30 protein-coding genes are annotated in these 26,381 nt (G+C 68.0%); 13 read left to right on the top strand and 17 right to left on the bottom strand.

The genetic code is table 11. The features are described 5' to 3' along the window. Positions 1-35: 35 nt before the first annotated feature. From ACWEWT_RS27440 to ACWEWT_RS27430, 3 genes are read left to right on the top strand one after another with little or no spacing between them, the layout of a single operon-like run. Positions 36-926 carry a VTC domain-containing protein gene (locus ACWEWT_RS27440; RefSeq protein WP_452563179.1) on the top strand — a complete coding sequence of 297 codons (891 nt, stop codon included), beginning with the start codon at positions 36-38 and terminating at the stop codon, positions 924-926. A 60-nt stretch (positions 927-986) separates the two neighbouring features. Next, positions 987-1,664, top strand: coding sequence for a DUF4956 domain-containing protein (locus ACWEWT_RS27435; protein ID WP_452563177.1), 678 nt, complete (start codon positions 987-989; stop codon positions 1,662-1,664). Then, entirely contained in the window at positions 1,664-3,250 is a 1,587-nt protein-coding gene (locus ACWEWT_RS27430; RefSeq protein WP_452563175.1) for a CotH kinase family protein, read from the top strand. The genes ACWEWT_RS27435 and ACWEWT_RS27430 overlap by 1 nt, the downstream gene beginning before the upstream one ends. Positions 3,251-3,490: 240 nt before the next feature. On the opposite strand, the gene ACWEWT_RS27425 is transcribed toward ACWEWT_RS27430, so the two are convergent. The 3 genes from ACWEWT_RS27425 to ACWEWT_RS27415 all read right to left on the bottom strand — a co-directional run bounded on the left by ACWEWT_RS27425 (position 3,491) and on the right by ACWEWT_RS27415 (position 5,161). After that, positions 3,491-3,697 carry a hypothetical protein gene (locus tag ACWEWT_RS27425; protein ID WP_452563173.1) on the bottom strand — a complete coding sequence of 69 codons (207 nt, stop codon included), beginning with the start codon at positions 3,695-3,697 and terminating at the stop codon, positions 3,491-3,493. A 167-nt stretch (positions 3,698-3,864) separates the two neighbouring features. Beyond that, positions 3,865-4,500, bottom strand: coding sequence for an MspA family porin (locus ACWEWT_RS27420; protein ID WP_452563171.1), 636 nt, complete (start codon positions 4,498-4,500; stop codon positions 3,865-3,867). Between the two features lie 64 nt (positions 4,501-4,564). Further along, positions 4,565-5,161 (bottom strand): hypothetical protein, encoded by a 597-nt coding sequence (locus tag ACWEWT_RS27415; protein WP_452563169.1) that lies wholly within the window; start codon positions 5,159-5,161, stop codon positions 4,565-4,567. A gap of 204 nt (positions 5,162-5,365) precedes the next feature. Between ACWEWT_RS27415 and ACWEWT_RS27410 the strand changes: the two genes are divergently transcribed. After that, positions 5,366-5,794: a hypothetical protein gene (locus tag ACWEWT_RS27410; RefSeq protein ID WP_452563168.1), complete on the top strand. Its 429-nt coding sequence runs from the start codon at positions 5,366-5,368 to the stop codon at positions 5,792-5,794. Positions 5,795-5,971: 177 nt separating this feature from the next. Here ACWEWT_RS27410 and ACWEWT_RS27405 read toward each other — a convergent pair whose 3' ends face one another. Together ACWEWT_RS27405 and ACWEWT_RS27400 are read right to left on the bottom strand one after the other, a co-directional pair. Continuing rightward, complete coding sequence (locus ACWEWT_RS27405) at positions 5,972-6,511, bottom strand: carboxymuconolactone decarboxylase family protein (protein WP_062998491.1); 540 nt, start codon at positions 6,509-6,511, stop codon at positions 5,972-5,974. A 14-nt stretch (positions 6,512-6,525) separates the two neighbouring features. After that, positions 6,526-7,113, bottom strand: a complete 588-nt coding sequence (locus ACWEWT_RS27400; protein WP_062998489.1) for a peroxiredoxin — start codon at positions 7,111-7,113, stop codon at positions 6,526-6,528. Positions 7,114-7,243: 130 nt separating this feature from the next. Here ACWEWT_RS27400 and ACWEWT_RS27395 point away from each other — a divergent pair, with 130 nt between their 5' ends. Then, entirely contained in the window at positions 7,244-8,152 is a 909-nt protein-coding gene (locus tag ACWEWT_RS27395; protein WP_452563166.1) for a hydrogen peroxide-inducible genes activator, read from the top strand. 259 nt (positions 8,153-8,411) lie between these two features. After that, a complete protein-coding gene (locus tag ACWEWT_RS27390) occupies positions 8,412-8,876 on the top strand; it encodes a hypothetical protein (RefSeq protein ID WP_452563164.1) in 465 nt (154 codons plus the stop codon). A gap of 38 nt (positions 8,877-8,914) precedes the next feature. On the opposite strand, the gene ACWEWT_RS27385 is transcribed toward ACWEWT_RS27390, so the two are convergent. Both ACWEWT_RS27385 and ACWEWT_RS27380 read right to left on the bottom strand, forming a co-directional pair. Further along, positions 8,915-9,421 (bottom strand): CAP family protein, encoded by a 507-nt coding sequence (locus ACWEWT_RS27385; protein ID WP_452563162.1) that lies wholly within the window; start codon positions 9,419-9,421, stop codon positions 8,915-8,917. 194 nt (positions 9,422-9,615) lie between these two features. Continuing rightward, positions 9,616-11,058 carry an MFS transporter gene (locus tag ACWEWT_RS27380; protein WP_452563160.1) on the bottom strand — a complete coding sequence of 481 codons (1,443 nt, stop codon included), beginning with the start codon at positions 11,056-11,058 and terminating at the stop codon, positions 9,616-9,618. A 100-nt stretch (positions 11,059-11,158) separates the two neighbouring features. Here ACWEWT_RS27380 and ACWEWT_RS27375 point away from each other — a divergent pair, with 100 nt between their 5' ends. Continuing rightward, positions 11,159-11,548 carry a MarR family winged helix-turn-helix transcriptional regulator gene (locus tag ACWEWT_RS27375; protein ID WP_452563158.1) on the top strand — a complete coding sequence of 130 codons (390 nt, stop codon included), beginning with the start codon at positions 11,159-11,161 and terminating at the stop codon, positions 11,546-11,548. A 134-nt stretch (positions 11,549-11,682) separates the two neighbouring features. Here ACWEWT_RS27375 and ACWEWT_RS27370 read toward each other — a convergent pair whose 3' ends face one another. Beyond that, positions 11,683-12,588 (bottom strand): LysR family transcriptional regulator, encoded by a 906-nt coding sequence (locus ACWEWT_RS27370; RefSeq protein WP_452563156.1) that lies wholly within the window; start codon positions 12,586-12,588, stop codon positions 11,683-11,685. A 79-nt stretch (positions 12,589-12,667) separates the two neighbouring features. Here ACWEWT_RS27370 and ACWEWT_RS27365 point away from each other — a divergent pair, with 79 nt between their 5' ends. The 3 genes from ACWEWT_RS27365 to ACWEWT_RS27355 all read left to right on the top strand — a co-directional run bounded on the left by ACWEWT_RS27365 (position 12,668) and on the right by ACWEWT_RS27355 (position 15,259). Further along, positions 12,668-13,621 (top strand): EamA family transporter, encoded by a 954-nt coding sequence (locus tag ACWEWT_RS27365; protein WP_452563154.1) that lies wholly within the window; start codon positions 12,668-12,670, stop codon positions 13,619-13,621. Further along, a complete protein-coding gene (locus ACWEWT_RS27360; RefSeq protein WP_452563152.1) occupies positions 13,618-14,295 on the top strand; it encodes an NAD(P)-dependent oxidoreductase in 678 nt (225 codons plus the stop codon). The genes ACWEWT_RS27365 and ACWEWT_RS27360 overlap by 4 nt, the downstream gene beginning before the upstream one ends. A 172-nt stretch (positions 14,296-14,467) precedes the next feature. Then, on the top strand, positions 14,468-15,259 hold the full coding sequence (locus tag ACWEWT_RS27355) for an ArsR/SmtB family transcription factor (protein ID WP_452563150.1): 792 nt from the start codon (positions 14,468-14,470) through the stop codon (positions 15,257-15,259). 60 nt (positions 15,260-15,319) lie between these two features. Here the strand turns inward: ACWEWT_RS27355 and ACWEWT_RS27350 are convergent, their stop codons facing one another. Then, positions 15,320-15,937, bottom strand: coding sequence for a TetR/AcrR family transcriptional regulator (locus tag ACWEWT_RS27350; protein ID WP_452563148.1), 618 nt, complete (start codon positions 15,935-15,937; stop codon positions 15,320-15,322). 120 nt (positions 15,938-16,057) lie between these two features. On the opposite strand from ACWEWT_RS27350, the gene ACWEWT_RS27345 reads away from it, so the two are divergent. Further along, entirely contained in the window at positions 16,058-16,786 is a 729-nt protein-coding gene (locus ACWEWT_RS27345) for a nuclear transport factor 2 family protein (RefSeq protein ID WP_452563146.1), read from the top strand. 9 nt (positions 16,787-16,795) lie between these two features. On the opposite strand, the gene ACWEWT_RS27340 is transcribed toward ACWEWT_RS27345, so the two are convergent. The 6 genes from ACWEWT_RS27340 to sucB form a co-directional block, all read right to left on the bottom strand. Next, positions 16,796-17,083: a putative quinol monooxygenase gene (locus ACWEWT_RS27340; protein WP_452563144.1), complete on the bottom strand. Its 288-nt coding sequence runs from the start codon at positions 17,081-17,083 to the stop codon at positions 16,796-16,798. A gap of 287 nt (positions 17,084-17,370) precedes the next feature. Continuing rightward, on the bottom strand, positions 17,371-18,393 hold the full coding sequence (lipA, locus tag ACWEWT_RS27335; RefSeq protein ID WP_452563142.1) for a lipoyl synthase: 1,023 nt from the start codon (positions 18,391-18,393) through the stop codon (positions 17,371-17,373). 71 nt (positions 18,394-18,464) lie between these two features. Further along, positions 18,465-19,238 (bottom strand): lipoyl(octanoyl) transferase LipB, encoded by a 774-nt coding sequence (gene lipB, locus ACWEWT_RS27330; RefSeq protein ID WP_452563140.1) that lies wholly within the window; start codon positions 19,236-19,238, stop codon positions 18,465-18,467. Between the two features lie 2 nt (positions 19,239-19,240). Then, on the bottom strand, positions 19,241-19,765 hold the full coding sequence (locus tag ACWEWT_RS27325) for an N-acetyltransferase family protein (protein ID WP_452563138.1): 525 nt from the start codon (positions 19,763-19,765) through the stop codon (positions 19,241-19,243). After that, on the bottom strand, positions 19,762-20,652 hold the full coding sequence (locus ACWEWT_RS27320; protein ID WP_452563136.1) for a TIGR01777 family oxidoreductase: 891 nt from the start codon (positions 20,650-20,652) through the stop codon (positions 19,762-19,764). Before ACWEWT_RS27320 ends, ACWEWT_RS27325 begins: the two co-directional genes overlap by 4 nt. Positions 20,653-20,664: 12 nt before the next feature. Continuing rightward, complete coding sequence (gene sucB / locus ACWEWT_RS27315) at positions 20,665-22,404, bottom strand: 2-oxoglutarate dehydrogenase, E2 component, dihydrolipoamide succinyltransferase (RefSeq protein ID WP_452563134.1); 1,740 nt, start codon at positions 22,402-22,404, stop codon at positions 20,665-20,667. Positions 22,405-22,659: 255 nt separating this feature from the next. Between sucB and ACWEWT_RS27310 the strand changes: the two genes are divergently transcribed. After that, on the top strand, positions 22,660-23,013 hold the full coding sequence (locus ACWEWT_RS27310; protein ID WP_452563132.1) for an oxidoreductase: 354 nt from the start codon (positions 22,660-22,662) through the stop codon (positions 23,011-23,013). A 283-nt stretch (positions 23,014-23,296) separates the two neighbouring features. Here the strand turns inward: ACWEWT_RS27310 and ACWEWT_RS27305 are convergent, their stop codons facing one another. After that, positions 23,297-24,808 (bottom strand): leucyl aminopeptidase, encoded by a 1,512-nt coding sequence (locus ACWEWT_RS27305; RefSeq protein ID WP_452563131.1) that lies wholly within the window; start codon positions 24,806-24,808, stop codon positions 23,297-23,299. Between the two features lie 9 nt (positions 24,809-24,817). Further along, the gene (locus ACWEWT_RS27300; RefSeq protein ID WP_452563129.1) at positions 24,818-25,603 is read right to left on the bottom strand and encodes a TetR/AcrR family transcriptional regulator; all 786 of its coding nucleotides are present in this window, start codon (positions 25,601-25,603) and stop codon (positions 24,818-24,820) included. A 99-nt stretch (positions 25,604-25,702) separates the two neighbouring features. Between ACWEWT_RS27300 and ACWEWT_RS27295 the strand changes: the two genes are divergently transcribed. Then, positions 25,703-26,314 (top strand): GNAT family N-acetyltransferase, encoded by a 612-nt coding sequence (locus ACWEWT_RS27295; RefSeq protein ID WP_452563127.1) that lies wholly within the window; start codon positions 25,703-25,705, stop codon positions 26,312-26,314. The last annotated feature ends 67 nt before the right edge of the window (positions 26,315-26,381 follow it).

Here is a 26,381-nt window from a genome sequence, read left to right as displayed (position 1 = left end):
CTGCCGATCACGAAGAAGCCAGGAGATGCCGACCGATGCGACTCTTCGACCGATTACGCCCCCGGCAACCGGCGGGAGCCCGCCCGGTACCGGCCGAAGACGTCCCCACCGATCCCCTCGGATATCAGCAGACCGCAAGCAGACTCCACGCGTTCAACCGCTACGAGATCAAGTACTTCGTCGACGAGATGAAGGTTCCCGAACTACGGCGTGAGCTCGCGGCCCGGATGGACACCGATCCCTATTCCCCGCACGGGGGCTATCCGGTGACCTCGCTGTACTACGACACACCCGATCTCCGCTTCTACTGGGAGAAGATCGAGGGCCTGAGATTCCGGCGCAAGCTGCGGATGCGGTTGTACGGCGAACCGGCCGAGTGCACCGAGCACACCCCGGTGCAGATCGAGATCAAGCAACGGGTGAACCGGGTGACCCAGAAACGTCGTATCGCCCTGCCCTACGGGCACGCCCTGCGCTGGCTCGATCGCCGCGAAGCGATCGAATGCGCCCCGGCGCAGCGTCCCTTCGTCGACGAAGTCACCACCCTGGTGGGCAATCTCGACCTGCGGCCGATCGTCACCACGGGCTATCTGCGGGAAGCGTTCGTCGGCCGGGAAGCCGATCTCGGGTTGCGGGTGACGATCGATCACCGCGTGCACGGCCGCGACCGGGACTTCCACTTCGCCTCCGGGGGACAGAACCGGTTCACGATTCCGCCGAAACTGGCGATCGTCGAACTCAAGGCCAACGAGCGGGTGCCGTACTGGGCCACGGATCTGACCGCGCGGCTGAACATGTCGGTGATCAGGGTCTCGAAGTATTGCCAATCCGTCGAAGCGTTCGGGCTGGCGCCACGCTCCCGGATCGGCGCGCCGGAAGCGATCCATCCTGCCGGGGCCGCCCACCACCTGCCTACCGCCGGCTGAGACCGCTCCGCGGTCGGCCCCTTCTCCTTCCCCGTTCGCACACACCGGATCAGGACACTCATGAATTTCGACCTGCAAGATCTCAGCGGAACGTTCACCACCCTCGACATCATCGTGTCGTTGTCGCTGTCGTTCGTACTGGCCGCGATAGTCGGCTGGGTCTACCGCTATACCCACAAGAATGTCTCCTACAGCCAGTCCTACGTGCAGACATTGGTGATGGTGGGCATGATCGTCTCGCTGATCATGCTCGTGGTGGGCTCCAATATCGCCCGGGCGTTCGCGCTGGTCGGTGCGCTGTCGGTCATCCGATTCCGCAATGCCATCAAGGAGACCCGCGATGTCGGGTTCATCTTCCTGGTGATGGCGATCGGGATGACGACCGGTACCAGGTTCTATCTCCTGGCTGTGGCGGCGACCGTCGCGATCTGCCTGGTCATGCTGATCATGTACAAGTTCAACTGGTTCAAGCTCGACGTCCAGCGCCAGGTGGTGAAGGTCCAGGTACCGCCGGAGCAGGAGTACACGGCGCTGGTCGAAGATGTGCTCATCCGGTACTGCGCGGAATTCGAGCTGGTATCCACCGAAACAGTCCGATCGGGCGCGCTGAACGAGCTCTACTACACCGCGCAACTGAAGAAGGGCAGGAAATCCGCCGAGCTGATCGCCGCGCTGAGCGGGGTCAACACCGGCCAGCGGGTAACTGTGCTGACCGGGTACGACCAGACGGATATCTGATGGTTTCCGGTAGCCCCGGGCCGGAACCGTTGCGGCGCAGAGTTGTCCACCGGATACCCACTTCGCTGCGACAGCACTGGAAGATCCTGGCGGTATTCGTGGCTTTCGTCACCGTCATGGCCACCGTTTTCGGCTCCACCCGGATCAGTCCGCAGATCACCGGCGACGCCTCGGTCATCGCCTCGGAGATCACCGACAACATCACCGGCACGGTCGATCTGTTCGACACCTCGGTATCGCACGAGGTATCCCTCGATATCACCGATGCCGAATACCAGGACATGATCACCACTTTCCAGAAGACCGGCGACAAGAAATGGGTCACCGCCGATCTCACCGTCGACGGCACCTTCGTCAACGATGTGTCCATCCGGTTGAAGGGCAATTCCACCCTGATGGGTGTGCGTGGTGACAATGCCCGGCCGGGTGGGGAAGGGTTCGCGCCACCGGAAGGTATGGAGATGCCGGAGGGTATGCCGGCGGACGCGAACCCGATGGCGGGGATGGGTGCCCAGGCCTCGCCGGAGGATCCGACCTCGTTGCCGCTGCTGATCAGTTTCGACGAGAACGAATCCGGTCGCGCGTATCAGGGGATGACCGAACTGTCGGTGCGTCCCGGGACCCCGGTCCTCAACGAGGCGATGTCGTTGTCGCTGACCGCGGAGACCGGCCAGTCGACCCAGCGCTACGCGTATACGACGTACTCGATCAACGACAGTGCGGCGACCACGCGGCTGCTGCTCGAACACCCGGACGACGGCTACGCCAACTCGCTGTTCGACTCCGACGGCTACCTCTACAAGGCCGACGCGAATTCGCGGTTCGAATATGCCGGTGACGACCAGTCCGCCTATTCCGGTCAGTTCAAGCAGATCAACGCCGCGGGCAGCGGCAATCTCCAGCCGATCATCAACTTCCTGAAATGGATGGATTCCGCTGACGCCGCGGAGTTCGACAACCACCTGGCCGATTGGGTCGACGTCGAATCCTTCGCCCGCTACGTCGCCACCCAGAACCTCATCGCCAACGGCGACGATATGGGCGGCCCGGGCCAGAACTACTACCTCTGGTACGACCTCGGCACCGAGAAGATCACGGTGGTCTCGTGGGATCTCAACCTGGCCATGCGAGGTGCGGCCACCGGCGGTCCGCACGACAGCGTATCCATGGGCTTTCCCGGCGGTGGTATGCCGCGGCCCGCGGGGACCGAGGGCGCTCCGGCCGCGGCGGGCTCCCCGCGGGGGAGCGGCGAGACGGATCCCGCCGAAGACGCCGGCGGTCGGGACAGCCGGGGCGGAGCGCCGGCGGGGCGCGGACCGGGTGGTGGTGGTCCGATGCGCGACAACCCGCTGAAGACCCGATTCCTGGAGTCCGACGCGTTCACCGCCTTGTACGAGGCCGCCTACTGGGAGCTGTTCGACGAGATGTATGCCGGTGGGCGCGCATCCGAACTGCTGGAGGAGCTCGCCGCGGTGATTCCGGTCACCGAGGGGCTGACTACCGAGACGTTGCGTACGGCAGTCGAGGAGATGCGCGTCTGGATCGACCAGCGCACGTCGACGCTGACAGGTCTGCGTGCTGCCTGATCCCGGGTGGTGGCACTCCCGGGCAATCCCCGCCACCACCCGGAACGCGGGCGCCGGACGAATCGACTCGCTACTGTCCGGTGATCGTGCCGAGCGTCGAGAGACGCTGTCGTGCGGGGCCGACCCCGGAATCGGACGCTGTTCCCTCGGCCCCATGTCGGCCCGGCGCCCCGCCGCGGTCAGGCGCAACCGACAGGGTCGGCGACCCGCCCATCGCATACGCTCACTGATCCCTCGGAATCAGTCGATCAGGGCATCCGGAGCGGAAAAGTCCTGGAGGGTCACCGCATCGCCGGGGCGGACACACTGATCGGGGTGACGTGCCGGGAACCCGTTGACGAGCACGAGACCTTCCATCGTCAGCGCGACGGCCTGCCCACGTCCGATATGCGGATGCCGCGCGGTGAGTGCCTCGTGGACCGGAACTCCGGTCGGGGAGCTCTGCATGTTCGCAATGGTGGCCGACCTCGATGAACGGTGGCGGCATCGGGTTCCGACGTACCGTCGACCACCATATGAACACCGGGTGCCGGGTATCGCCGGTCCGGTCCTACTGTCCGAAAGGTCGTGGCGAGTGAACGCGCGTCAGGGCACAACGGGTGCCGGGCAGTCGCTCACAGCGTGATCGGATCGGTGTAGACCGCGCCGGAGGCCCCCACTTCCGGCGTATCCACGCCGATGATGCTGTATCCGCGAATGGTGAGCGGTCCGCCGCAATTGTGCACGGTGATATGGGCATCGCGGCTGTAGTAATAGCCGGTGGTTCCGGCCTCGAGTTCTTTCTCGCCGATCTCGATCTTCGCGATCTCCCCGGGGCTCAGCCCGAAATCGAATCCGGCGCCCGCGGAGAGCTCGGGGCCGATGCTCAGGTCGAGACCGGGATCGATACCGTCGGTGTCGATATCGACACCGAGGTCGGCCCCGGCGTCCACGCCCATATCGGCTTCCAGGGAAAGGCTTGTATCCAGTTCGAGCAGGCAGGCCACGAGATATCCGGCTTCGAGGGTGCCCGACCCCGAGCCGGTGAACCGGCCGTAGGTGGTGTTGTCGAGGAACACTTCGCGGTTCGTCGGCATACCGTTGAGGGGTGCGACGGGCCGCGCCGCGAAATCGGTATGGCCGACTGTGTACTCCACCCCGCCGGCTGTATAGGTCTTCTCGTGCGGCGCGGTGGCCGCGGCTTCGGGAACTGCGCCGACAGCGCATCCCAGAGTGGCAACCAGGGTGACGAACACACGATTGCGATACATACTTCTCCCAGTTCCGGCAGCCTGCGCGGCTACGCCGGCCCGTGTCGATCCTGGTGCGCGAAGATCATGGAAAGCTCACGAGAGCCTGCAAGTCTGCTGTGTATCGGCCAGTCGCGCTCGCGGGCGGCTCGTACCGGTCCGGACCGCTGGTCGGATTCGGTTCGCCCGGGCGCGCGGCAAGGACGGCCCGCACCGCGGCGGTGATCGCCAGGACCGGTGGAAGGGGGCGCTCCGGGTCCGGTGGGTGTGCCCAGACATCCCCGCCCGCGGAGTCCGGCATCGGCAGTACGACGACCGTACCGGCGGACAGCACCGTCACATGGGTGGCCAGTGCGGCAAGGGCTCGTTCGGCTCGCTGCAGGCCGGTCACCAGGTGGATCTCGTATCGGTGCGTGCCCGAGGACCGGATGACCGGTCCGGTCAGGTCGTTGGTGTCGAGATAGTGCCGTACGGCGGTGGCCAGTGGTTCCGATATCCGGATGCCCGCGACGGTACCGCCGGTGACGAGGGTGGCTCCGGCGGCCACCCCGGTACTCGTCCGGTCGGGTCGCGCACCGGGTACGAGCTCACGGTAGCCGCGGGTCACCGGTTCCGGGGCACGGGGAGCCGACGCGAGTTGTGGCGGCCCGGCCGGGTTCTGCTGTATCCGCAACGGATTCATACCCCCACGGTGCACCGCGATCCGTCGAAGAAGGTGCGGGACGGCCGAGAGCGCGCTGTGAATCGACCGCGATCTTGTGAATCTGCTTCGAATATGCTGGGAGAACGCTGTTTCCACCTGTCGCGATGTGATATCAGGGGCTAGCGTTCCGCCCGACGCGGATGCCTGGGACGGCCTCCGCTCGAGGAAAGGATCGACGACATCGTGCCGAGAAGAGTTGGTGCCGGCCGGGTGATCGCAGGGTGCGTGACGATCGGTTTCGCGCTGCTGGCCACCGCGTGTGGTAGCGAGACAACGGAATCCACCACCCCGACCACCACGGTCGCCACATCGACAGCGAGCACGGCCGCGGCGCCGGACGGCTCGCCCACGGAATTCCGTGAATGCCTGGAGCAGCACGGTGCCCAGCTTCCATCGGATATGCCCGAACCGCCGGCCGGGGATCGGCCGGACGGGCCGCCGCCGGGTGGACCACCGCCGGGTGGGATGCCGCCGGGTGGGATGCCGCCGGGTGGGATGCCGCCGGGTGGCACACCGCCCTCCGGGCATCCGCAGCCGCCGGATCTCCCCGAAGGCCAGGCGGAAGCCTTCGAGGCCTGCGCCTCGCTCGCGCCGGCACCACCGGCCAACTGACCGGCACCGGTGGCGCCGATCCGTGCGATTCGCCGAGAGTCGAGCGGGCCGGTTCCGTGACCGCCCGGGCGTGACGCGACCGGCGGCACCTACGGGACCGGGGCGGCGCGGAGAATTCCGCGCCGCCCCGGTATCGGGTCGATCGGTGCGCCCCGCCCGGGGCGAATCGGTGAACCGCTAGACCGACGCGGTCGCCAGTGCCTCGGTCGACTGCACGGCCTGCCCGACCCCGGCCACGATGGCCGCGGCGCGCAACGCCTCGAAGATCACCTCGCGCGAGACACCCGCTTCGCGCAGCGCGTGCTCATGCGCCTCCAGGCAGTGCTGGCAGCCGTTGATCGACGATACGGCGAAGGACCAGAGCTCGAAATCGGCCTTGTCCACGCCCGGGTTGCCGATGATCTGCATCCGCAGCCCCGCCCGCAGATCGTCGTACTTACCGTCCAGGAACGCCTTGCCCCGGTAGAACACATTGTTCATACCCATGATCGAGGCGGCGCCCAACGCAGCGTCGTAGGCCTCGGCGGAGAGTGTGTCGGCCGCTTCCGCTGCGATCTCACGCAGCGTCGAGGTCGATTTGGTCGCGGCGGCGGCGGCCAGCAGGGTGCCCCACAACTGCTGCTCGTTCAGTACGGTCGTCCGGCTGATCGAGGACAGGTTGAGTTTCAGGTCCTTGGCGTACTCGGGTAGCGCGGCCTTCAGATTGTCGATGCTCACAGGTTCTCCGGATCTCAGACGCTCGCCGCCAGCAGTTCGCCGGCGTCGATGGTCGGGTCGCCCTTCTTCCAGTTGCAGGCGCACAGTTCGTCGGACTGCAGTGCGTCCAGCACCCGCAGCACCTCGTCGACATTGCGGCCCACCGAACCCGCGGTGAGGGAGACGAACTGGATCTCGTTGTTCGGGTCGACGATGAAGGTGGCCCGGTCCGCGACACCGTCGGCGTTGAGCACACCGGTCGCGGCGGCCAGTTCGCGCTTCAGATCCGACAGGATCGGGAAGGGCAGGGTTTTGAGGTCTTCGTGCTGGGCCCGCCACTGGAAGTGCACGAACTCGTTGTCCACCGAGGCGCCGAGCACCTGGGCGTCGCGGTCGGCGAACTCCTCGTTCAGCTTGCCGAACGCGGCGATCTCGGTCGGGCAGACGAAGGTGAAATCCTTCGGCCAGAAGAACACGATCCGCCATTTGCCCGCGTAGTCGGCGCTGGTGATCCGGGTGAAATAGTCGTCCGGCTGCTGCGCGTCGACCTTGGACAGGTCACCGCCGATCACCGCGGTGAGGTCGTAGGCGGGGAACTGGTCGCCGATGGTCAGCAGGGGCATGCCCGAATCTCCTTCTGGTCGATGTGATGTCGGCTGGTCGATTTCCAGCCGGTAGGGCGAAAGCTCGTAAGTAATCTTGCCGAACGAGCGTCAAAAGGCAAAAGTGATGAGTCGCACTAGACTGATAGGCGTGCCCGATCAGTCTTATCAGCCCACCCTGTCACAGCTGCGTGCGTTCGTGGCGGTCGCCGAATACCGGCACTTCGGCACGGCCGCGGCGCGGCTGGAGGTGAGCCAGCCCACGTTGTCGCAGGCACTGGCCTCACTGGAGAACGGGCTCGGATTGCAGCTCATCGAACGCAGCACCCGGCGCGTCCTGGTGACCGCGGCCGGTGCGCGGCTGCTCCCCGCGGCCACGGCGACCCTCGAAGCCGCGGACCGGTTCCTGTCCGCGGCCACCGGCGATATCCTCACCGGAGTGCTGCGAATCGGCATCATCCCGACCGCCGCCCCCTATCTCCTCCCGGCAGTGCTGCCGACGCTGCGGCGCAAACTCCCCGCGCTGACCCCGCAGGTCATCGAGGACAAAACCGCCCGGCTGCTCGACGAGCTGCGGGCGGGCGTACTCGACGTCGCGGTTCTGGCCCTGCCCACCGAAACTTCCGGGCTGGTCGAGATACCGCTGTACACGGAAGAATTCGTCCTGGTGGTGCCCGCCGGTCACGAGCTGGCCGGGCGTACCGATATCGAACCCGCCGCCCTCGACGCGTTACCGATGCTGCTGCTCGACGAAGGCCACTGCCTGCGCGACCAGACCCTCGAGTTGTGCCGCTCCGCGGATATCCATCCGAGCGCGGCCGGAGACACCCGCGCGGCATCGCTGTCGACGGTGGTGCAATGTGTGGCGGGCGGGCTCGGGACCACGCTGATCCCGGAGATGGCCGTGGTGCCGGAAACCGGTCGCGGCGCCCTGGATACGGCACGCTTCACCGGCCCCGCACCCGGGCGCACCCTGGGGCTGGTGTTCCGGGCGTCCAGCGGGCGGGCCGACGACTACGCCTACCTGGCGGAGATCATCCGCACCCAGCGGCCGTTCTGACCCGCCGGCCGGGTCGCGGCCGGGGCACGCCGGACCGCGGCCGCGACCTCGGGTTGTCGTGCCTCGTCGTTCCCCGCAGCCGGCCGGAAGCGCGTAGGGTCTGCCCCGTATCGCACGCGGACCACCCCGGGACCCGCCGCCCGGGGTTTCCCGAGCCCGGATCGGCCGGTTCGATCCGGCCGGAGCGCCGCGCTGTCGCTGGCGTTGCCGGAGCCGGGTCCGGGGTTGTCACGTGGGCGCAGACAATCGGGGAGGCGTGATGAAGATCCTGGTCCTGGGTGGATACGGGGCGGTCGGCGGACATCGTCGCCCGGCGCGGTTCCGGCTGCCGGGGCGGAACGGGTCGCGTCGGCTCTACCGGCTCGACTTCTCCGATCAGCACACCCTGCGGCGGGAGCTCGGCGTGCCGGTGCGTACCTACTTCGGACTCGATTCCCGGTTCGCCACTCTCGCGCTCGCGACCCTGACCTGGATTCCAGGGGCATCGCATGCGCCTCGGGTGCATCTGCCGGGATCCGAGGAGTGGACTGTGCTGGCCCGTGGCGCCGACGGGACCACCCGCTGGGCCCGGGGCCGGAACCAGTCCCGTGCCACTGCGGCGGTCGCGGCGGCAGCGACCGCGCGCGTGGCGCAGCTGTCTCCCGGGGTACACCCGCTGCACCGAGTGCTGCCCTTGGCGGAACTGTCGGTGGACGGAATCGAAACCGGCAGTGCGCGAACATAACCCGTTCACCGGCACGGCACGAACGACCGGACCGCGAGTCAGCCGTGCCGTCCCACGTTCTGCTCGAACCCGCCCGCGACGTTCCCGGGCGGGGCGTAACGCGCCACGACATATTTGGCCGGCATATCGAAGATCGCGCCGGCGGGACAGTCGGCGATCGCGACACCGACCTTCGTGGTCGACTTCCACACCACCTGGGTGAAATGGCCGGTCGCGGTGGAGAACACCGGGTCGGCGTAGTCGTACTGCTGCGCCTCGGCCATCCATACCTGGATCGCTTGATCGACGGTGACATCCTCCCCGCCGCCGGCGTAGAGGTTCTCCCCGTACTTTCCGCCCGCCTGCGAGTGGGTGAATTCGCAGCGCTCGGCCCATTTCTGCGCATCCGCGGCGAGGGTCGCATCCCATTGCAGTGGGGCGGCGCCGTATTCGGCTCGATGCTGATTGTGCAGGGACAGTGCCCGTTCGGCGAATGTCTCGGCTTGCGCCGGAGCGGCTGTCGGGAGTGTCGAGACCACGGCGGCCGTCACGACACCAGCGATCATTGCGCAGAGATTTCTCATCGAGCTCCTACCCGGTAGTGGCCCGCGAAGTCCGGGTGCCACCCGACCGCGCGGCGGCACCGGCTCGACGGACCGGATGATCAACCGTCGTAGTGTGGCCGACCGGCCCAGGTCCTCCCAACGCCGAGAACGGGGCCGCCTGATCGGCGACCCCGTTCTCTCGCTCCGCAGAACCGCTACGCGAGTTCGGCGACAGGCTGTTTGCGCGCCAGCAGCGCCGAGGCCGAGGCCAGCAGGCCGACCACCGCGACCGCGGTGACCAGGTAGAGCCCGGGCCGGTAACCGTCGATACTGTCGGTGGCGGCACCGCTGATGAGGCCCGTCGCGATGGCCAGCACCACCGCGCCGCCGATCTGGAACGAGGTCTGCACCAGACCCGAGGCCAGACCCTGTTCGTGGTCGGCGATACCTTCGGTGGCCTGCGACATGACCGCGGAGAACCCGAGGGCGAAGCCGAGTCCGAGCAGCAGGAACGCGGGCAGGTAGTCGATCGCGTAGGCGGGATCGGGGCTGCCGCCGCGAGTCAGGAACCAGGTGTAGCCGGCGACGAACGAGGTGAGCGCGGCGAGGATCATCGGGCCGGTGCCGAACCGGTCGATCAATTTACCGGCCATCGGGGACAGGATGGCGACGATGATCCCGGTCGGCGCCATGGCGAGCGCCATCTGCAGCGGCTCCCATCCGAGGGTGTTCTGCAGGTACAGCGAGACGATGGTCTGGAAACTGAGGTAGGAGCCGAAGATGGCGAGCGCGGCCAGATTGGCCCGCACGATGGACTTCACCCGGAAGATGCTCAGACGAACCAGCGGATGGCTCACTCGTTTCTCGGTCACGAAGAAGGCGCCGAGCAGTCCGACCGCGAGGATGGTGGTGGCGATGACGGTGGCCGTGAAACCGGTCTCCGGAGCGGTGACGATGGTGTAGACCGCCGCGAGCATCCCGCCGGTCAGCAGTGCGGCGCCGGTGAAGTCGATCCGGCCCTCTTCCTTTTCGATCGTGCGCGGCACCACGAAGTAGGCGGCGACGATGACCGCGGCGACGACGACCACCGGCATGTAGAAGGTGAGCCGCCAGTCGATACCGGTGAGCAGGCCCGAAACGATCAGCCCGGAGGCGTATCCGGTCGCACCGAAGATGGTGAAGATCGACAGGGCCCGGTTGCGATCGGGACCTTCCTTGAAGGTGGTGGTGATGATCGAGAGCGCGGCCGGTGCGGTGAAGGCGGCGGCGACGCCCTTGACGATCCGGGTGGCGATCAGCAGCCAGCCGGCGTCGACGAGTCCGCCGATGAGCGAGGCGATGCCGAAGACGACGAGAGCGGTCAGGAAGACCTGGCGGCGGCCGAGCAGGTCGGCGGCTCGTCCACCGAGGAGCAGGAGCCCGCCGTAGCCGAGGATGTAGCCGTTGACGATCCACTGCAGCGCGGAAGTGTCGAGGCCGAGATCGTGGCCGATGGAGGGTAGTGCCACGCCGACCATGGAGACGTCGAGCGCGTCGAGGAACATCGCCAGTCCGGCGACGAACAGGATCGCCCACAACTTGGGTCCCCAGCGGCCGACGGCCGGTGTGGCAGACGTTGCGGCGCCGAGTTCCGGCGGGGTTGTTGCGGTGAGAGTCACTCGACAGAACTTAAATGCACGAGCATTGAATGTCAACGCATGTAATGCTCAGTCATGTAATGCATGGGCATAAAATGACTTGACATGATAATCTCGGATCATGTACCACGACTCCGACAACGATGTCTGCGCGAAGTGGTCCGAAACGTTGCGTCTCTACCACGTCACCTCGTGCGATCTGGAGAACGCGCTGCAGGCGCGGCACGAGCTCGGGCTCAGCGAGTTCGAACTGCTGCAGGTCCTGGGCGGGCGCTGCGGTGCGGAGCAGGCGGAGAAGGTCAAGATGAAAGATATCGAGGCCGAGATGTACCTGAGCCAGAGCGCGCTCTCGCGCACGGTGACCCGGCTGGAGAAGGCCGGGCTGGTGCAGCGCGCCGCCTGTGATTTCGACCGTCGTGCCAACTTTCTGGCGCTCACGTCCGAAGGCCGTACCCGGCTGGAGGATGCGCGGCCGACTCATCAAGAGGTGCTCCGCAAGCATCTGGTGTGATCATCACCTCTGGAGTGCTCGAATCCGACTGTCTCCCATCGGATGTGAGTAGCGCCACCGGACAGGGCCGGTCGGTGTGCCGTCATCGGCCCACGGGTCGCACGGCCGGGTCGTGATCGGCCACCGCCCCGGATTCACCGGTCGGTGGCCCGGTCCGCAGCCGCGGGTGCGGCCGGGATATCGAGAACCGACAGAAAAGCCGAGGCCGCCGGGGTGCGGGTGGAGCTGCTCCAGACGATGTACTCCACCCGGGCGGGGGCATCGGAGACGTCGACGGTCACCAGACCGGTGAGCCGGGGTACATACGCGGAAGGCAGCATCGCCACCCCCAGGTCCTGTTCGACGAGGCGGGCGATGTACTCCGGGGTCGATACCTCGAACGGGACATCGCGTTCGATCCCGGCCGCGGCGAAGGCCTGATCGGACTGTGCGCGCCCGGCGGTTCCTGCCGGCAGGTCGACAAAGGTTTCGCGGGAGAGTTTCGCCAGGTCGACCGATATCTCGCGGGCGAGCGGATGTTCGGGGGCGACCACGGCGACGAGCCGGTCGCGGGCGAGTTCGTGGACGACGACCCCGCGGGGATGCGCGGTGGTCGGCAGTCCGAGGAAGGCGATGTCCAGCATGCCTTCGCGTACCTGTGCGGTGAGGTCGTCGCTCGCGCCCACCCGCAGGCTGACGCGGACGTGCGGATAACGGCCGCGGAACTCGCGCAGCGCACCGGGGAGATCGACCGCGGTGACGGAGGGGATCAGTCCGACAGCGAGCCGGCCGCGGACCTCACCGGCGGCTGCGGCGGCCGCGGCGGCCGCGCGCTCGGCGGCATCCAGGCATTGGCGCGCGGCCGGTAGGAAGGCTTCCCCGGCGGGCGTCAACCGGACCCGGCGGCTGGTGCGTTCGAACAGTCTGGTGCCGAGTTCGCGCTCCAGGCGGGCGATCTGATGACTGAGCGCGGACTGGACGACCAGGCAGCGCTGGGCGGCCCGGGTGAAGTTGTTCGTCTCGGCGACGGCCAGCACGTAGCGCAGCTGTTGGAGCTCCATGGATCGATCTTGTATCGAGATCGATGGAGTGACAAACATGTGTTGGACTCATCAATGGTCGCGGGGTGAGACTTCGGGGGTGAAAAGTCCAGTTGCACAGCGTGTTTTCGGCGGAACCGGTGGATCCCGCCAGGGCGATCTGCCCCGCGCGGCGCTCACCGCCTTCGCGCCGCTCGCCTGGGGTACGACCTATATCGTCACGACCGAGCTGCTTCCGCCCGGGCATCCGCTGTTCGCCGGCCTGGTCCGGGCCCTCCCGGCCGGGCTGGTCGCGCTGGCGATCGCCCGCACGCTGCCGCGTGGCGTCTGGTGGGGCAAGGCCGCGGTGCTCGGGGTGCTCAATATCGGCCTGCTGTTCCCGCTGCTGTTCATCGCGGCCGAGCGGCTCCCCGGCGGCGTGGCCGCGACCCTGGCGGCTGCGCAACCGCTGGTGGTCGCGCTGCTGTCGGTGGCCGTCCTGTCCGAGAGCCCGTCCGCCTGGCGGATGGCCTGGGGCGCGGTCGGATTGGCGGGTGTCGGTCTGGTGGTACTCGGCCCGGCCGCGGACTTCGACGCTGTCGGGGTCGCCGCCGGACTGGGCGGCGCGGCCTCGATGGCACTCGGGCTCACGCTCACCAAACGCTGGGGCCGACCGGCCGGCGTGACGCCGACCGCCTTCGCCGGATGGCAGCTCACCGCGGGCGGGTTGTTCCTGATGCCGCTCACGATCTTCGTGGAGGGCGCACCGCCGTCGATCGATGCGTCGGCTGCCCTCGGCTATCTGTGGCTCGGCCTGTTCGGCGGATTGATCGCCTATGTCGTGTGGTTCCGCGGGGTCACCACCCTTCCGGTGAACTCCGTCGCGATCCTCACCCTGCTCTCGCCGCTGGTCGCGGCCGTACTCGGGGCGGTACTGCTCGGCCAGACCCTCGGCCCGATCCAGCTCGTGGGATTCGGGCTCGCGCTGGCCGCGATCGTCGCGGGTCAGCTTCCCGTACCGGTGCGTCGGCCCGGCGCACCTGCCGCCCTCGTAGCCGAGGAGATATCGCGATGAAGATCGCCGTTGTGGGAGCTGCCGGAATGGTCGGGTCCCGGGTCGTCGCCGAAGGCGCCCGCCGAGGACACCGGCTGGTGGCCGTCTTCCGGAACGGCCGGCCCGATGCGCTGCCACCCGGGGTGGTCGCCGCCCGCGGTGACGCGAACGACCGCGCGCGGATGAGTGAGCTGTTCGTCGATATGGACGCTGTCGTGGTCGCGACCCGGCCGGTGCCGGGGCAGGAGCATACCGTGGGGGCGAGTACGACGGCCCTGCTCGACGCGGCGGCGGCGAACGGGCTCCGTGTCCTCCTCGTCGGCGGTGCGGCGCCGTTGCGAAATCCGGCGGATCCCGCCCGGCTGGTCGTCGACAGTCCGGAGTACGTGCCCGAATCGATCCGGGCCGTCGCGGATGCCAGCGTTGCGCAGCTGGCGGCCTGCCGCGACCATCGGGCCGACTGGGTCTATCTGAGTCCGCCGGCGCTTCTCGAACCGGGATCGCGCAGCGGAACGTACCGGCGTGGAACCACCACGCTCCTGGTCGGCGCGGAGGGGACGTCCCGGATCTCGGCCGAGGATCTGGCCGTAGCGATTCTCGACGAACTCGAGAATCCCGGCGGGGTACGGCATTTCACGGTCGCCGACCAGCGGCCCGCGGGGGATCGGATGGGGCGGCTTCGCGGCCGTCCCTGATCTGCCCGACGCCCGGTGCACCACCATCCGGCATCCGTCACCGCGTACGGCGTCGTCGCGGTCGACGGGTGACTCCGTACGCCGGGCGGTGGGTGGATCGGCCCGGGTCTTGACAGGAAACCGATTGGTTGCCTATTTTCGAATAGGCAACCATATGGTTGCGGGAGGTGAGATGGACGATGTGTTCAAGGCGCTGGCCGACCCCAGCCGCCGGCAACTGCTGGACCGGCTGCACGCACGTAACGGGCAGAGCCTGAGCGAACTCGGCGACGGGCTGGGGATCAGCCGGCAGGCCGTCACCAAACATCTGGCCGTGCTGGCCGAAGCGAACCTCGTCACCGCCGTGCGGGCCGGGCGGCACCGGCTGCACTATCTGAATCCCGTACCCATCAACGACATCGCGCAGCGGTGGATCGGCAAGTACGACCGCGGCCGGCTCACCGCCCTCGCGGACCTGAAACGAGCACTGGAGGAACCTGTGAGCGCACCGGAATTCGTCTATGTCACCTATATCCGGACCACCGACCGTGCACTGTGGCAGGCCCTGACCGATCCGGCCTTCACCGGGCGCTACTGGGGCGCGACCTTCGAATCCGACTGGCGGCCGGGATCGCGGATGGTCTGGCATGAGCAGGGTTGGTCGAGTAGCGATCCGGAACAGGTGGTGCTGGAGGCCGAGCCGTACACCAGGCTCTCCTACACCTGGCACACCTTCGATCCGGCGTTCGCCACGGCCTTCGGGGTGGCCGCCGACGAGGTCGCGGCCTGGGGTCGGGAGGCTCGCTCGAAGGTCACCTTCGAGCTCGAACCGCAGGGTGAGGTGGTGAAACTTACTGTCGTGCACGATGGTTTCGAGCCGGGGAGCGCGGTCCTGAAGGGGATCAGTACGGGGTGGCCCAGTATCGTCGCGGGCCTCAAGACCTTGCTCGAAACCGGCGACACCCTGCCACAACCCGTCGGCTGACGCGGGGGTACGGCCGGCGCCCACGATTATCGAGCCGGACTACCAGGATCCATCGGAGGCTCAGGCGCGGGTCTGCGCCAGTGACAGCACGACGGCGGTGGCGGTGTCGACCAGGCGGTCCCGCGGCACCGGGAGGCGTCCGTCGATCCAGTCCACATAGAGGGCGACGAGGGCGCCGCCCAGTGCGGTGCCGATGATCGCGAGAACTTCCTCGCTGTCGGGTATCAGCGCCCCGGCCGCCGCGCCCAGCGCCGGCACCACGGTACGTAGGAAGAGGGGGAGCCGGTCGGCGCTGTGGGCGCGCAGGGTGTCGTCGGTGAGGGGTTCGCGCAGGAGTACCCGGGCCCGTCGCGGATCCTCCTCGAAATAGGTGGCGCAGATCAGCAGTGCCGAACGCACGGTGGTGTGCAGATCGCCGCCGGAATCGATCGCGCTGAACCGGGTGCGGAGTTCGGTCTCCAGGCGGTCGTAGACGGCGATGAGCAGTGCGCGGCGGTCCTCGAAACTTTCGTAGAAGTACCGGGGGCTCAGATTCGCCAGGCGGGTCACCGCCCGCATCGTGACAGCGGCGGACCCGTCGGTGCCGAGCAGCTCGAAACCCACATCCACGAGTTGTTCGCGACGTTCGGCGGATCTGGCGTCCAGCGTCCGGCCGCGCCACAGTTTGGGTGCGCTCACCGATTCATCCTCGCATCGGCCGGCGGATATTGACATCACCCGATTCAATAGGAATCATACGATTCAAGTTGGTATCCGACCGCGGCCCCGGGGTCGCGCTCGTCGCGAAAGGCTCGTGTCGTGTTCAGTGACGAACAGTTCCAGCAAGCCCTGCGCCGTCCCCGCCTCGCGCGGCCGGCCCCCGAATTCCTCGACGCGAACCGCGCGGTGCCGATTCGGGTGATCCCCGAATCGGAACTACAGGCCACCACCGAGGAATGGTTCGTCGACTTCGAGCGGAAACTGGAGTACTACGGCAAACTCGGTCAGGACCTGTCCTGGCTCATGGAATGGGCGAAGAAGTACTGGTGGAGCTTCCTGGTCCGGGATATGAGCCGTAACCACGAGCTGTACGCGGCCGACGTCCGCTATACCGATGTCACGACGTTCGGCCGCACCATTGTCGGTATCGACGAATTCGTGAAATACAACTTCGCCTTCTTCGACGCCATCCCGGACTGGCGCTACGACCCGCTGCCCGGCCAGGTGTATCTGGATGTCACTCCGGAAGGGCGGGTCCGCGTGGTCATCCGCTATATCGGCAGCGGTCACTGGGACGGGCCACTGCGCCTCTACCCCTATGACAGCAGCGCTCCGGTGCTGTACGGCAACGGCCGCTTCATCCAGTGCCCCGCCGTCGACCGCTATCACTTCGACGCCGACGGACTCATGGAGGAAGGCGAAACCCTCTACGACGCCTTCGACGTCACCCAGCGCGGTGGGATCCTGCCCCGCGACGACAGCTGGCAGTTCAAGGCGCTCATGTCGGCCTCGAAGATCCCGGCGCTCCTGCAGCGCATCAAGTTCTAGCCGGGACGTTCAGGTCAGCGAACGGATATCGGCGATCTCGTACTCGGCCACCGACGCGCCGCGAATCGCCGAATTCTGCTCGTCGCCGGTGCCCGCGCCGCGGAATGCCGCCACCGATTCCCGGTCCGCCCAGCGCTCGAAGATATTGATACGCGCGGGATCGGTGAGATCGGCACTCAACGCGAAATCCAGGCAGCCGGGTGCCGAACGGGCCTGGTCGATCACCCCGAGACAGCCGGCGAGGTAGGCGGCGCGGGCCGGTGGATCGACGATGAGATGGCCGGCGACGATGAGCATATCGAGTCTCCCTCGGTATCCGGTGGCGGTGTCACAGGTCGGGACCGGCCGGCGCCGCCGAATTCATCGCTCATCCGCCGTCCTGCCACTCGGCCGGGGTGGTCCACCGCGCACTGATGGGCAGACCGGACATCTTCTCGCCGAACGGATGCGATACGCGCTCGTGGTGGATCTGCCGCGCACGGTGGCTCGATCGACGCAGCTCGTTCCCGGCCCGTTGCCCGTCCCGAGCTGGAAGTGCGGGTCGTCTGCCGGTGGGGGACCCGGCCCCACCGGCGGACGTGCGCTCAGACCCGGGACCCGAACCGCTCCAGGACGGCACTGGCCTCCTGGGTGGCGGTACCCTCGGCGGCGAGATGCGCCATGGCTTCCGGGATGGGGCGGCCGTGGTGCTTCATGGCCTGCGCGTAGAGCCGACCGGCACGGTAGGAGGAACGGACCAGCGGGCCCGCCATCACTCCGGCGAAACCGATCTCCTCGGCGACCTTCGAATGCTCCACGAATTCCTCGGGTTTCACCCAGCGGTCCACCGGATGATGACGCGGCGAGGGACGCAGGTACTGGGTGATGGTGAGGATATCGCAGCCCGCCTCGTGCAGGTCGCGCATGGCCTGGGTGACCTCCTCGGGGGTCTCGCCCATACCGAGGATCAGATTGGATTTGGTGACCAGGCCGTCGGCGCGGGCCGCGGTGAGCACCTCGAGGGAACGTTCGTAGCGGAAGGCGGGACGGATCCGCTTGAACACCCGGGGCACGGTTTCCAGATTGTGGGCCAGTACCTCGGGGCGGGTGGAGAAGACCTCGGCGAGCTGATCCGGTTTCGCGTTGAAATCGGGGATGAGCAGCTCGACACCGGTGGCCGGATTGAGTTTCTTGATGGCGCGTACGGTTTCGGCGTAGAGCCAGGAGCCGCCGTCCTCCAGGTCGTCGCGGGCGACCCCGGTGATGGTCGAGTAGCGCAGACCCATGGCCTGGACGCTCTCGGCGACCCGGCGCGGTTCGTCCCGATCCAGCGGGGACGGCTTACCGGTATCGATCTGGCAGAAATCACAGCGGCGGGTGCACTGTTCACCGCCGATGAGGAAGGTGGCCTCCCGGTCCTCCCAGCATTCGAAGATATTGGGGCAGCCGGCCTCTTCGCACACCGTGTGCAGGCCTTCGCGTTTCACCAGACCCTTGAGCTCGGTGTATTCCGGACCCATGGTGGCGCGGGTGCGGATCCAGCCGGGTTTGCGTTCGATCGGGGTCTCGGCGTTGCGCGCCTCGATCCGCAGTAGTTTGCGCCCGGCGGGGGCTTGGGCGGAGGTCATGCTGCGTCCATTGGGCATGAGCGAGGGCCCTCCATGGTTACGCTGCGCTGCCGCCTCCGGGCCTGACTCGTTCATGCTGTGGCGCCTTTCGGATCGCGTGCCGCGGTGGCGGCGGCGTGGTCCGCGTCGGCCGGGGTGACGGCCCGCGGAATATCGTGCTCGGTGACCGCGATCTCGCCATCGAGTGCGGCCGGAACGGATTCGGCGATACGCGGCGCGACCTCGGCGACGGTGACCTCGCGGCCGAGCTCCTGGCTCAGGCTGGTCGAACCGACGTCGCGGATCCCGCAGGCGACGATGGCGCCGAACGCGCCGAGGTCGGGATTGCAGTTCAACGAGATGCCGTGCAGTGTGACCCCGCGCTGCACCCGGATTCCGATCGAGGCGATCTTGCGTTCCGGCAGCAGACCGGCCGCGGGCAGCCAGACCCCGGACCGTCCCGGGACCCGCCCGCATTCGACACCCAGATCGGTCACCGTCCGGATCAGCGCCTGTTCGAGGCGCCGGACGTAATCGACCACATCGATCGGTTCGGCGAGCCGGATGATGGGATAGCCGACGAGCTGGCCCGGCCCGTGCCAGGTGATCTTGCCGCCGCGGTCCACGTCGATCACGGGGCTGCCGTCGGTGGGCCGGTCGGCCTCTTCGGTGCGGCGGCCGGCGGTGTAGACGGAGGGGTGTTCCAGGAGCAGCAGGGTGTCGGAGTCGGCGCCGTCGGCGCGGCGGGCGGCGATCTCACGCTGTAGATCCCACGCCTGCTGGTAGTCGATGAGACCCAGTTCTCGCACGTCGACGGGGGTGCTGTCGTAGCGAGCCGACCGGGTTGCGGTGCGGGTGTTGTTCACCTTCACGACGTTACGCCCATCTCCAGGGTGAGCTGCATCAGCGTCAGATCCATCCAGCGGCCGAACTTGCGGCCCACCTCCGGCAGTACCCCCACCGTGCGGAAACCGAAGCGTTCGTGCAGGGTGATCGAACCGGTATTGCTCGATTCGACGGCCGCGACCATCGCATGGATATCGCCGGCCTGTTCGGCGCGGGCGATCAGCTCGGCCAGCAGGGTCGCGCCGATACCGCGCCGCTGGAACCGGTCGGCGATATAGACCGAGTTCTCGACGGTGTGGCGATAGCCGGATTTGGGCCGCCACGGGCCGTAACTGGCGTATCCGGCCAGCTCTCCGCCCACTTCGGCGACCAGCACGGGGCGGCCGTGCTCGGTGCGGTTGCGGAACCAGGCGATGCGCTCGTCGAGTTCCACGGGTTCGTCGTCCCAGATGGCCGTGGTCTCGGCGATGGCGCGATTGTGGATCTCCAGGATCGCGGGTAGATCCTCGGTCCGCGCCGCCCGGACCGAGGTGACGGTGCCGGTCATCGACCCACCGCTGCGGCCAGCGCCGCGCCGACGGTGGCGTGCCGGAATTCGTAACCGGTCTCTTCGAGTACCCCCGGCAGAGCTCGCGGACTGTGCAGGACGGCTTCCTCCGCGAACTCGCCGATCACCACGCGCAGCGCGAGGCCCGGAACGAACAGCGGCGTCGGCCGATTCAGGGCCTTACCCAGCGCGCGGGTGAAGGCGGCATTGGTGACCGGGGCGGGACCCACCGCATTGAGGGGACCCCGTACCGAATCGTTGCCCAGCGCGTGCCGGATCGCGCCGATCTCGTCGTCGAGGGAGATCCACGGCTGGTACTGGCGACCGCTGCCCAGCCGACCGCCCAGGCCGAGTAGGAACAGGGTCCGTAACTGCGGCAGCATGCCACCGGACCCGCTGAGCACGACCGCACTGCGCAGCAACACCGTGCGAGTTCCGGCCTCGGTGGCCGCACGGGTCGCGGCCTCCCAGTCGTGACACAGCGTGGGCAGGAAACCGGTACCCACCGGTCCGCTCTCGTCCACCGCGCGATCGCCGGTATCACCGTAGTAGTGGACACCGCTGGCGTTGACCAGAGTCGGTACCCCGGCCCTCGCCACCGCCGTCGCGAGGACATCGGTGGGTGTGATCCGGCTGTCCCGGAGCAACTGTTTGTACGTGCCGGTCCAGCGTTTGTCGCCGATACCGGCCCCGCACAGGTTCACCACCGCGTCGACCCCGTCGAAGATCCGCGGGTCGAGCTCACCGTGCGCGGGATCCCAGCGTCTCTCGTCGGGAGCGGCGGCCGGTCGCCGGACCAGCCGGATCACCTGCTCCCCGTCGCGGCGCAATGCCGCGACGAGCGCAGTTCCGATCAGACCGGACGAACCGGCCACCACAACCGACATCGTCGTCGCCCCTTACAGGCCGAGATCGGCCTCGAACGCCGCCTCTTCCAGGCGGTGCCGAATGGTCGTGAGGAACCGTCCGGCATCCGCTCCGTCGACCAGCCGGTGATCGTAGGTGAGCGGCAGGTAGCACATCGAACGGACGCCGATGAACTCGCTGCCGGACTCGTCGGTGACCACGGTCGGGCGCTTCACGATGGCACCCGTGCCCAACATCCCCGCCTGCGGCGGAAGCAGGATCGGGGTGTCGAACAGGGCGCCCTGGCTGCCGATATTGGTGATGGTGAAGGTGCCACCGGCCAGTTCGTCGGGCTTGAGGCCGCCGGTGCGGGCCCGGTTGGCGATATCGGCGATGGCGCGCGCCAGACCGGCCAGCGACAGATCGCTGGCGTTGTGGATCACCGGGGAGAGCAGACCCTGTTCGGTATCCACCGCGATACCCAGGTGCACCGACGCGTGGTAGGTGATCTCCTTGCTGTTCGCGTCGTAGCTGGCGTTGATGTTCGGGTGCACCCCGAGCGCCTCGACCACGGCCTTGGCGAAGAACGGCAGGAAGGTCAGGTTCACGCCCTCACGCTTGGTGAAATCGGCCTTGGCCTTCTTGCGCAGTGCGGCGATCTTGGTGACATCGGCCTCGTGCACCTGGGTGAGCTGCGCGGTGGTCTGCAGCGATTCCAGGGTCTTGGTCGCGGTGATCTGCCGGATCCGGTTGGCCTTCTGCGTGGTGCCGCGCAGCGCCGCCAGAGCGGGGCTGGGGGCCGCGGCAGCCCTGACCGGTGCCGCGGCGGGAGCGGCGGCCGCCGGTGCCGCGGCCGGAGCCTGCTTGGACTCGGCCGCGGCGAGTACGTCCTGCTTGCGGATCCGGCCGCCGACACCCGAACCGGTGATCGCGGACAGATCGACGCCGTTCTCCTCAGCCAGTTTGCGGACCAGCGGGGTGACGTACGGGGTGGCGCCGTTGCCGGAGGTGACCGGGGCGGGGGCCGGCGCGGCGGGTGCGGCAGGTGCGGCCGCCGGGGCGGTGGCAGCAGGAGCAGGTGCCGGCTCGGGAGCAGGTGCCGGAGCCGGTGCGGGTTCGGGGGCCGGCGCCGGAGCCGGTTCGGGGGCGGGAGCCGGGGCCGGCGCGGCGGGTGCGGCCGCTGGGGCGCCGGAGCCGATCACACCGAGCTGACCGCCGACCTCGACCACATCGTCTTCGTTGGCGGTGATCTCCAGCAGGGTGCCCGCGACCGGGGAGGGGATCTCGGTGTCGACCTTGTCGGTGGAGACCTCGAGCAGCGGCTCGTCGACCGCGACCTCGTCGCCGATCGCCTTCAGCCACCGCGTCACGGTGCCCTCGGTGACCGATTCGCCGAGTTCCGGCATCTTCACCGAAGTACCGGAGGCCGCGGAGTCGGCGGCGGGGGCCTGAGCCTGGGCGGGCGCCGGCGCGGCCTCCTGCGCGGGTTCGGCGGGCGCGGGGGCGGGTTCGGCGGCGGCCGGTTCGGGAGCCGGGGTGGGCGCGGGAGCCTCGCCGGCGTCACCGATGACACCCAGTTCGCCACCCACCTCGACGATGTCGTCTTCCTTGGCGACGATCTTCGTCAACACACCCGCCGCGGGGGACGGGATCTCGGTGTCGACCTTGTCGGTGGAGACCTCGAGCAGCGGCTCGTCGACCTCGACCGTGTCTCCTTCCTGCTTCAGCCACCGTGTCACCGTTCCCTCGGTGACGCTCTCACCAAGAGCGGGCATCTGGACGGAGAAGGCCATGTCCGTTGACTCCTCTAACTGCTCGACGGGTCTACAACAGTTCGTTCCGGTGGATCCTGCCGCGGGTCGCGGCGGTATTCCAGCCGACGTTCATTCTGCGCGGCGCCGGAGATCCGTGTGGTTGTTGTTCCGTCCACCATCCTTGCATTCGCCGCGCGACGCGTTTACCGGAGGGCATCCAATTTTGGTAGCTGGCACCATGGAATCACCGCCGGATGTGGCGGGATTCGGGTGGCGAACAGGAGGTCGGCGACAGTGGGTTTGCTGGACCGTATCCGTCGTATCGGTGCCGGGCGCGGGGGTGCGTCTGGTGGCTCGGGTGAGGAAGCCCGCTACCTGCGGGAATGGATACGCACGCATACGGGGGTCGAGGGGTTCGTCGAGCCCAAGACCACTGTGACCGATGTCACTGTGGTGCTGATTGCCGCAGATGGTGAATGGACCCGGCGGATCGTCGGCGAACGTGGCGCCCGCCGTCTCGCCCGGGATCTGAAAATTCCGGTGTACGACGTGGCCCGGACCGGATATCCGCAGCGTATGCGGGATTACGACGCGCGCCGGCGGATCGAGCGCAAACGCGCCACCGAACGTGAACTCGACGGAATGTGAGCCGGTCCGGCCCGCCCGGCAGCTCGGCGGAACGCGAGACGTGACCATCTCGGTGTCCCCGGTGCCGGACACCGCGGCACCTTGTGGCCGAACTCGTTCGGTTCCACCGGGGATCCCCGGTACGCGGCGGGGTGGGCGAAGACGGTTGCCGGCCTGATCCGGCCCGGCGCCCGGCACCGCGCGCCGGGGTGGCGCCGCCACTTCCGAGTGACCGCGCGACCCCGGCTGGTCGTCGTGTTTGCTGTGCGCCCCGAGGGTCGCGCGGCAAATCACGGCCGGGTCGCTATTCGGCGGCGATGTCCTCCAGGACGGCGATGAGGGTGCGGACCGGAACCCCGGTGCCGCCCTTGCCGATGTAACCGAACGGCCCGCCCGTGTTGTAGGCGGGACCCGCGATATCGATATGAGCCCATTCGACCCCGGCCGGGACGAACTCCTTCAGATAGGTGCCGGCCAGCAGCATGCCGCCCCACCGGTGCGCGGAGGCGTTGACCATATCGGCGACCTTGGAGTCCAGATCGGCGCGCAGTTCCTCGGGCAGCGGCATCGGCCAGCCGTGTTCGCCGACCTCCTGGGAGATCCTGGCGACCCGGTCCCGGAACTCGTCGGTGCCCATCACACCCGGGGTGCGGGTACCCAGCGCCACCATCTGGGCGCCGGTGAGTGTGGCGACATCGATCAGATAGCCCGGGTCGTCCTCGCCGGCGCGAACCATGGCATCGGCCAGGATGAGCCGGCCCTCGGCATCGGTATTGGTGACCTCGATCGTGGTGCCGCCGTACTGGGTGAGCACATCGCCGGGCCGCTGCGCGGTACTCGACGGCATGTTCTCCGCCATCGGCACGGTCGCGATCACGGTGATCGGCAGACTCAGTCGCGCGGCGAGCAGGGTGGTCGCCACGACCGCCGCGGCCCCGGCCATATCCGAGGTCATGTTCTCCATATTGGCGGCCGGTTTGATCGAGATACCGCCGGTGTCGAAGGTGATGCCCTTACCGACCAGCGCGACCTTCTTGTCACCGCCCCGGTAGGTGAGCCGGACCAGGCGCGGCGGGCGCGACGATCCCTTACCCACTCCCAGAACGCCGCCGAAACCGCCCTCTTCCAGCGCTTTCTCGTCGAGAATCTCGACCTCGAGTCCGGCGCCCTCGGCCAGCAGCGCGGTCCGGCGCGCGAATTCCGCCGGGTACAGGTGGCTCGGTGGGGTGTTCACGAAATCGCGGGCGGTCGCGACGGCCTCGGCGGTGAGCTGGGCGCGCAGCAGCGCGTCGCCGCCGAAATCCGGTTCCGGCACGAGCAGTTCGACCCGGGCCAGTGGTGCGGCCTCCGGTTTCGGTGCGGATTTCGCGGAGCGGAACGGGGTGAACGAATAGGCCCCGAGGTAGAAACCTTCCACCGCGGCACCGATGTCCAGGCCGGACAGGGTGGTGACCGCCCGTGCGACACCGGTCAGGGAGCGGGCCGCTACACCGGCGCTGCGCCGGATCCGCTCGGCATCGATATCCGGCGCACTGCCGAGCCCGACGGCCAGCACACTGGCGATATCGTCCAGGCCGGCGGGCGCGGGGATCCGGACGAGCTGTTCGGCCTTGCCCGTCGCGCCGACGGCCGTCAACTGGTCGAGCAGCCGGGTGCGCAGGTCGGTGTCGAGCACATCGCCGAAGAGGTCCCCGGGGACGAGGACGGGACCGTCCTCGGTGGTGGCCAGGCCGATGACGAGGACATCGGTACCGGGCTCGATGGTCTGGGTGCGTGCCAATTCCGGTCCGAGCGGACGATCTGCGACTGCGGTCATGGCCCCAGGCTATTCGGTGGGCCCCGCATGCCGTACCGCGACGCCTTCGAGCAGCATGTCCACCGCGTCGACGAGCAGCCGGTCGAAATCGAGGTCGGGTCGCGGACCGGCCGGCCCGAATGCCTTGTCCAGGGCCGGGCGCGCGGCGACCAGCGCTGCCAGTTCGGCCGGCGCCGATTCCGGTCCGCCGATCCGGTCGGAACGTTCGCTGGACCACACCAGGGCGAGTCCCTGCACGAGTGCGGAATAACTCAGGTACGTCGAGATCAGCTGTGTTCTGGACAGGTCCAGTTCGTCGAGCGCGCTGAGCGTTCGGTCCAGCGTGTCGAACAGGGCGGGACCCAGCGGCGGCCGCATTCGTGCCAGCACCGTGAGGATCCACGGATGGCGCCGGTAGATCTTCCATTCCTGCTGCGCCTCGTATCTGACGCGGGCCCGCCAGTCGGTCAGATCCGGCGGCGGGGGCGGTGTTTCGGAGAGCACGAGATCGGTCATCGCGACGAGCAGTTGTTCGCGATCGTCGAAGTACCGGTACAGCGCCGCGGTGGCCACACCCAGTTCGCCCGCGAGGCGGCGCATGGTGAGGCCCTCGGTGCCCGCACGGTCGGCCAGGGCCACCGCGGCGGCGGTGATCGCGAGTGCGGACAACCGGCGCGGGCGGGGGCGCGGCGGGGTGGCCGGTGTCCGGCGCCGGGCTCGATAGGCGCGGGCCTGGCAGGAACGCGAACAGTACCGCCGCCGTCTGCCCCGGTCCGGTTGCCGCAGGACTCCACCGCAGATCGCACACGCTGTCACCGCGTAATTCCATCACACGAAATACCGTGACGAAATAGTGGTTTTCCGCAGATGAGCCGCATAGGTTCGCTGATAGGAACATCATTCACAGGAGGCGGTATGGGAACGGAACTGACCGTGCGACGGGCCGGAACGAGTGATCTCGAACCGCTGACGAAGGCATTCCGGAAAGCGACCACGGACGAGGCGGTCACCGAATGGATCATGCGCGACTACCCCATGGAGCAGTTCCTCGACGAATGGGTTCCGCAGATCATCGACCGGGGTCTGCGCGACGACGAGATCTGGGTGGCCGGCGGTGACGGTGAGATCTGGGCGATCTCGTTCTGGCAGAAGCTCACCTCGGCCGAACGCCTGCTCGCCGACGCCGCCACCGCCCGCGAGCACGCGGACCGGGCACCCGAGCTGCGCCCGCTGCAACGTTCCGCCTATGTGACCGAACTACTGGCCCGGGAGCATCCGCGCAGGTTCCCGCACAGCTACCTGGAACTGATCATCACGGTGCCCGAGTACCGGGGCCGGGGCGCGGGCGCGGCCGTCCTCACCGACCGGACCCGGCAGTTCAGTGCCGCCGGGACCCCGGCGTACCTGGAAGCGAGCACCGAACGGTCGTCGCGGCTCTACGCCCGGCAGGGATTCGTACCCACCGGCGAGACGCATACGCTGCCGGAAGACGGTCCGACGCTGATCCCCATGTGGTTCGAGGCCTGACACCCGCCGGCCCGGCACGTCGGTGACCGGGCCCGCCGCGGTGCGGAACCGAGGCCGGCGCGCGCCG

It is taken from the genome of Nocardia sp. NPDC003963 (genome assembly GCF_053605105.1).
The sequence above is the reverse complement of the archived record's forward strand: the minus strand, read 5'-3'. Positions and strand labels throughout refer to the sequence as shown.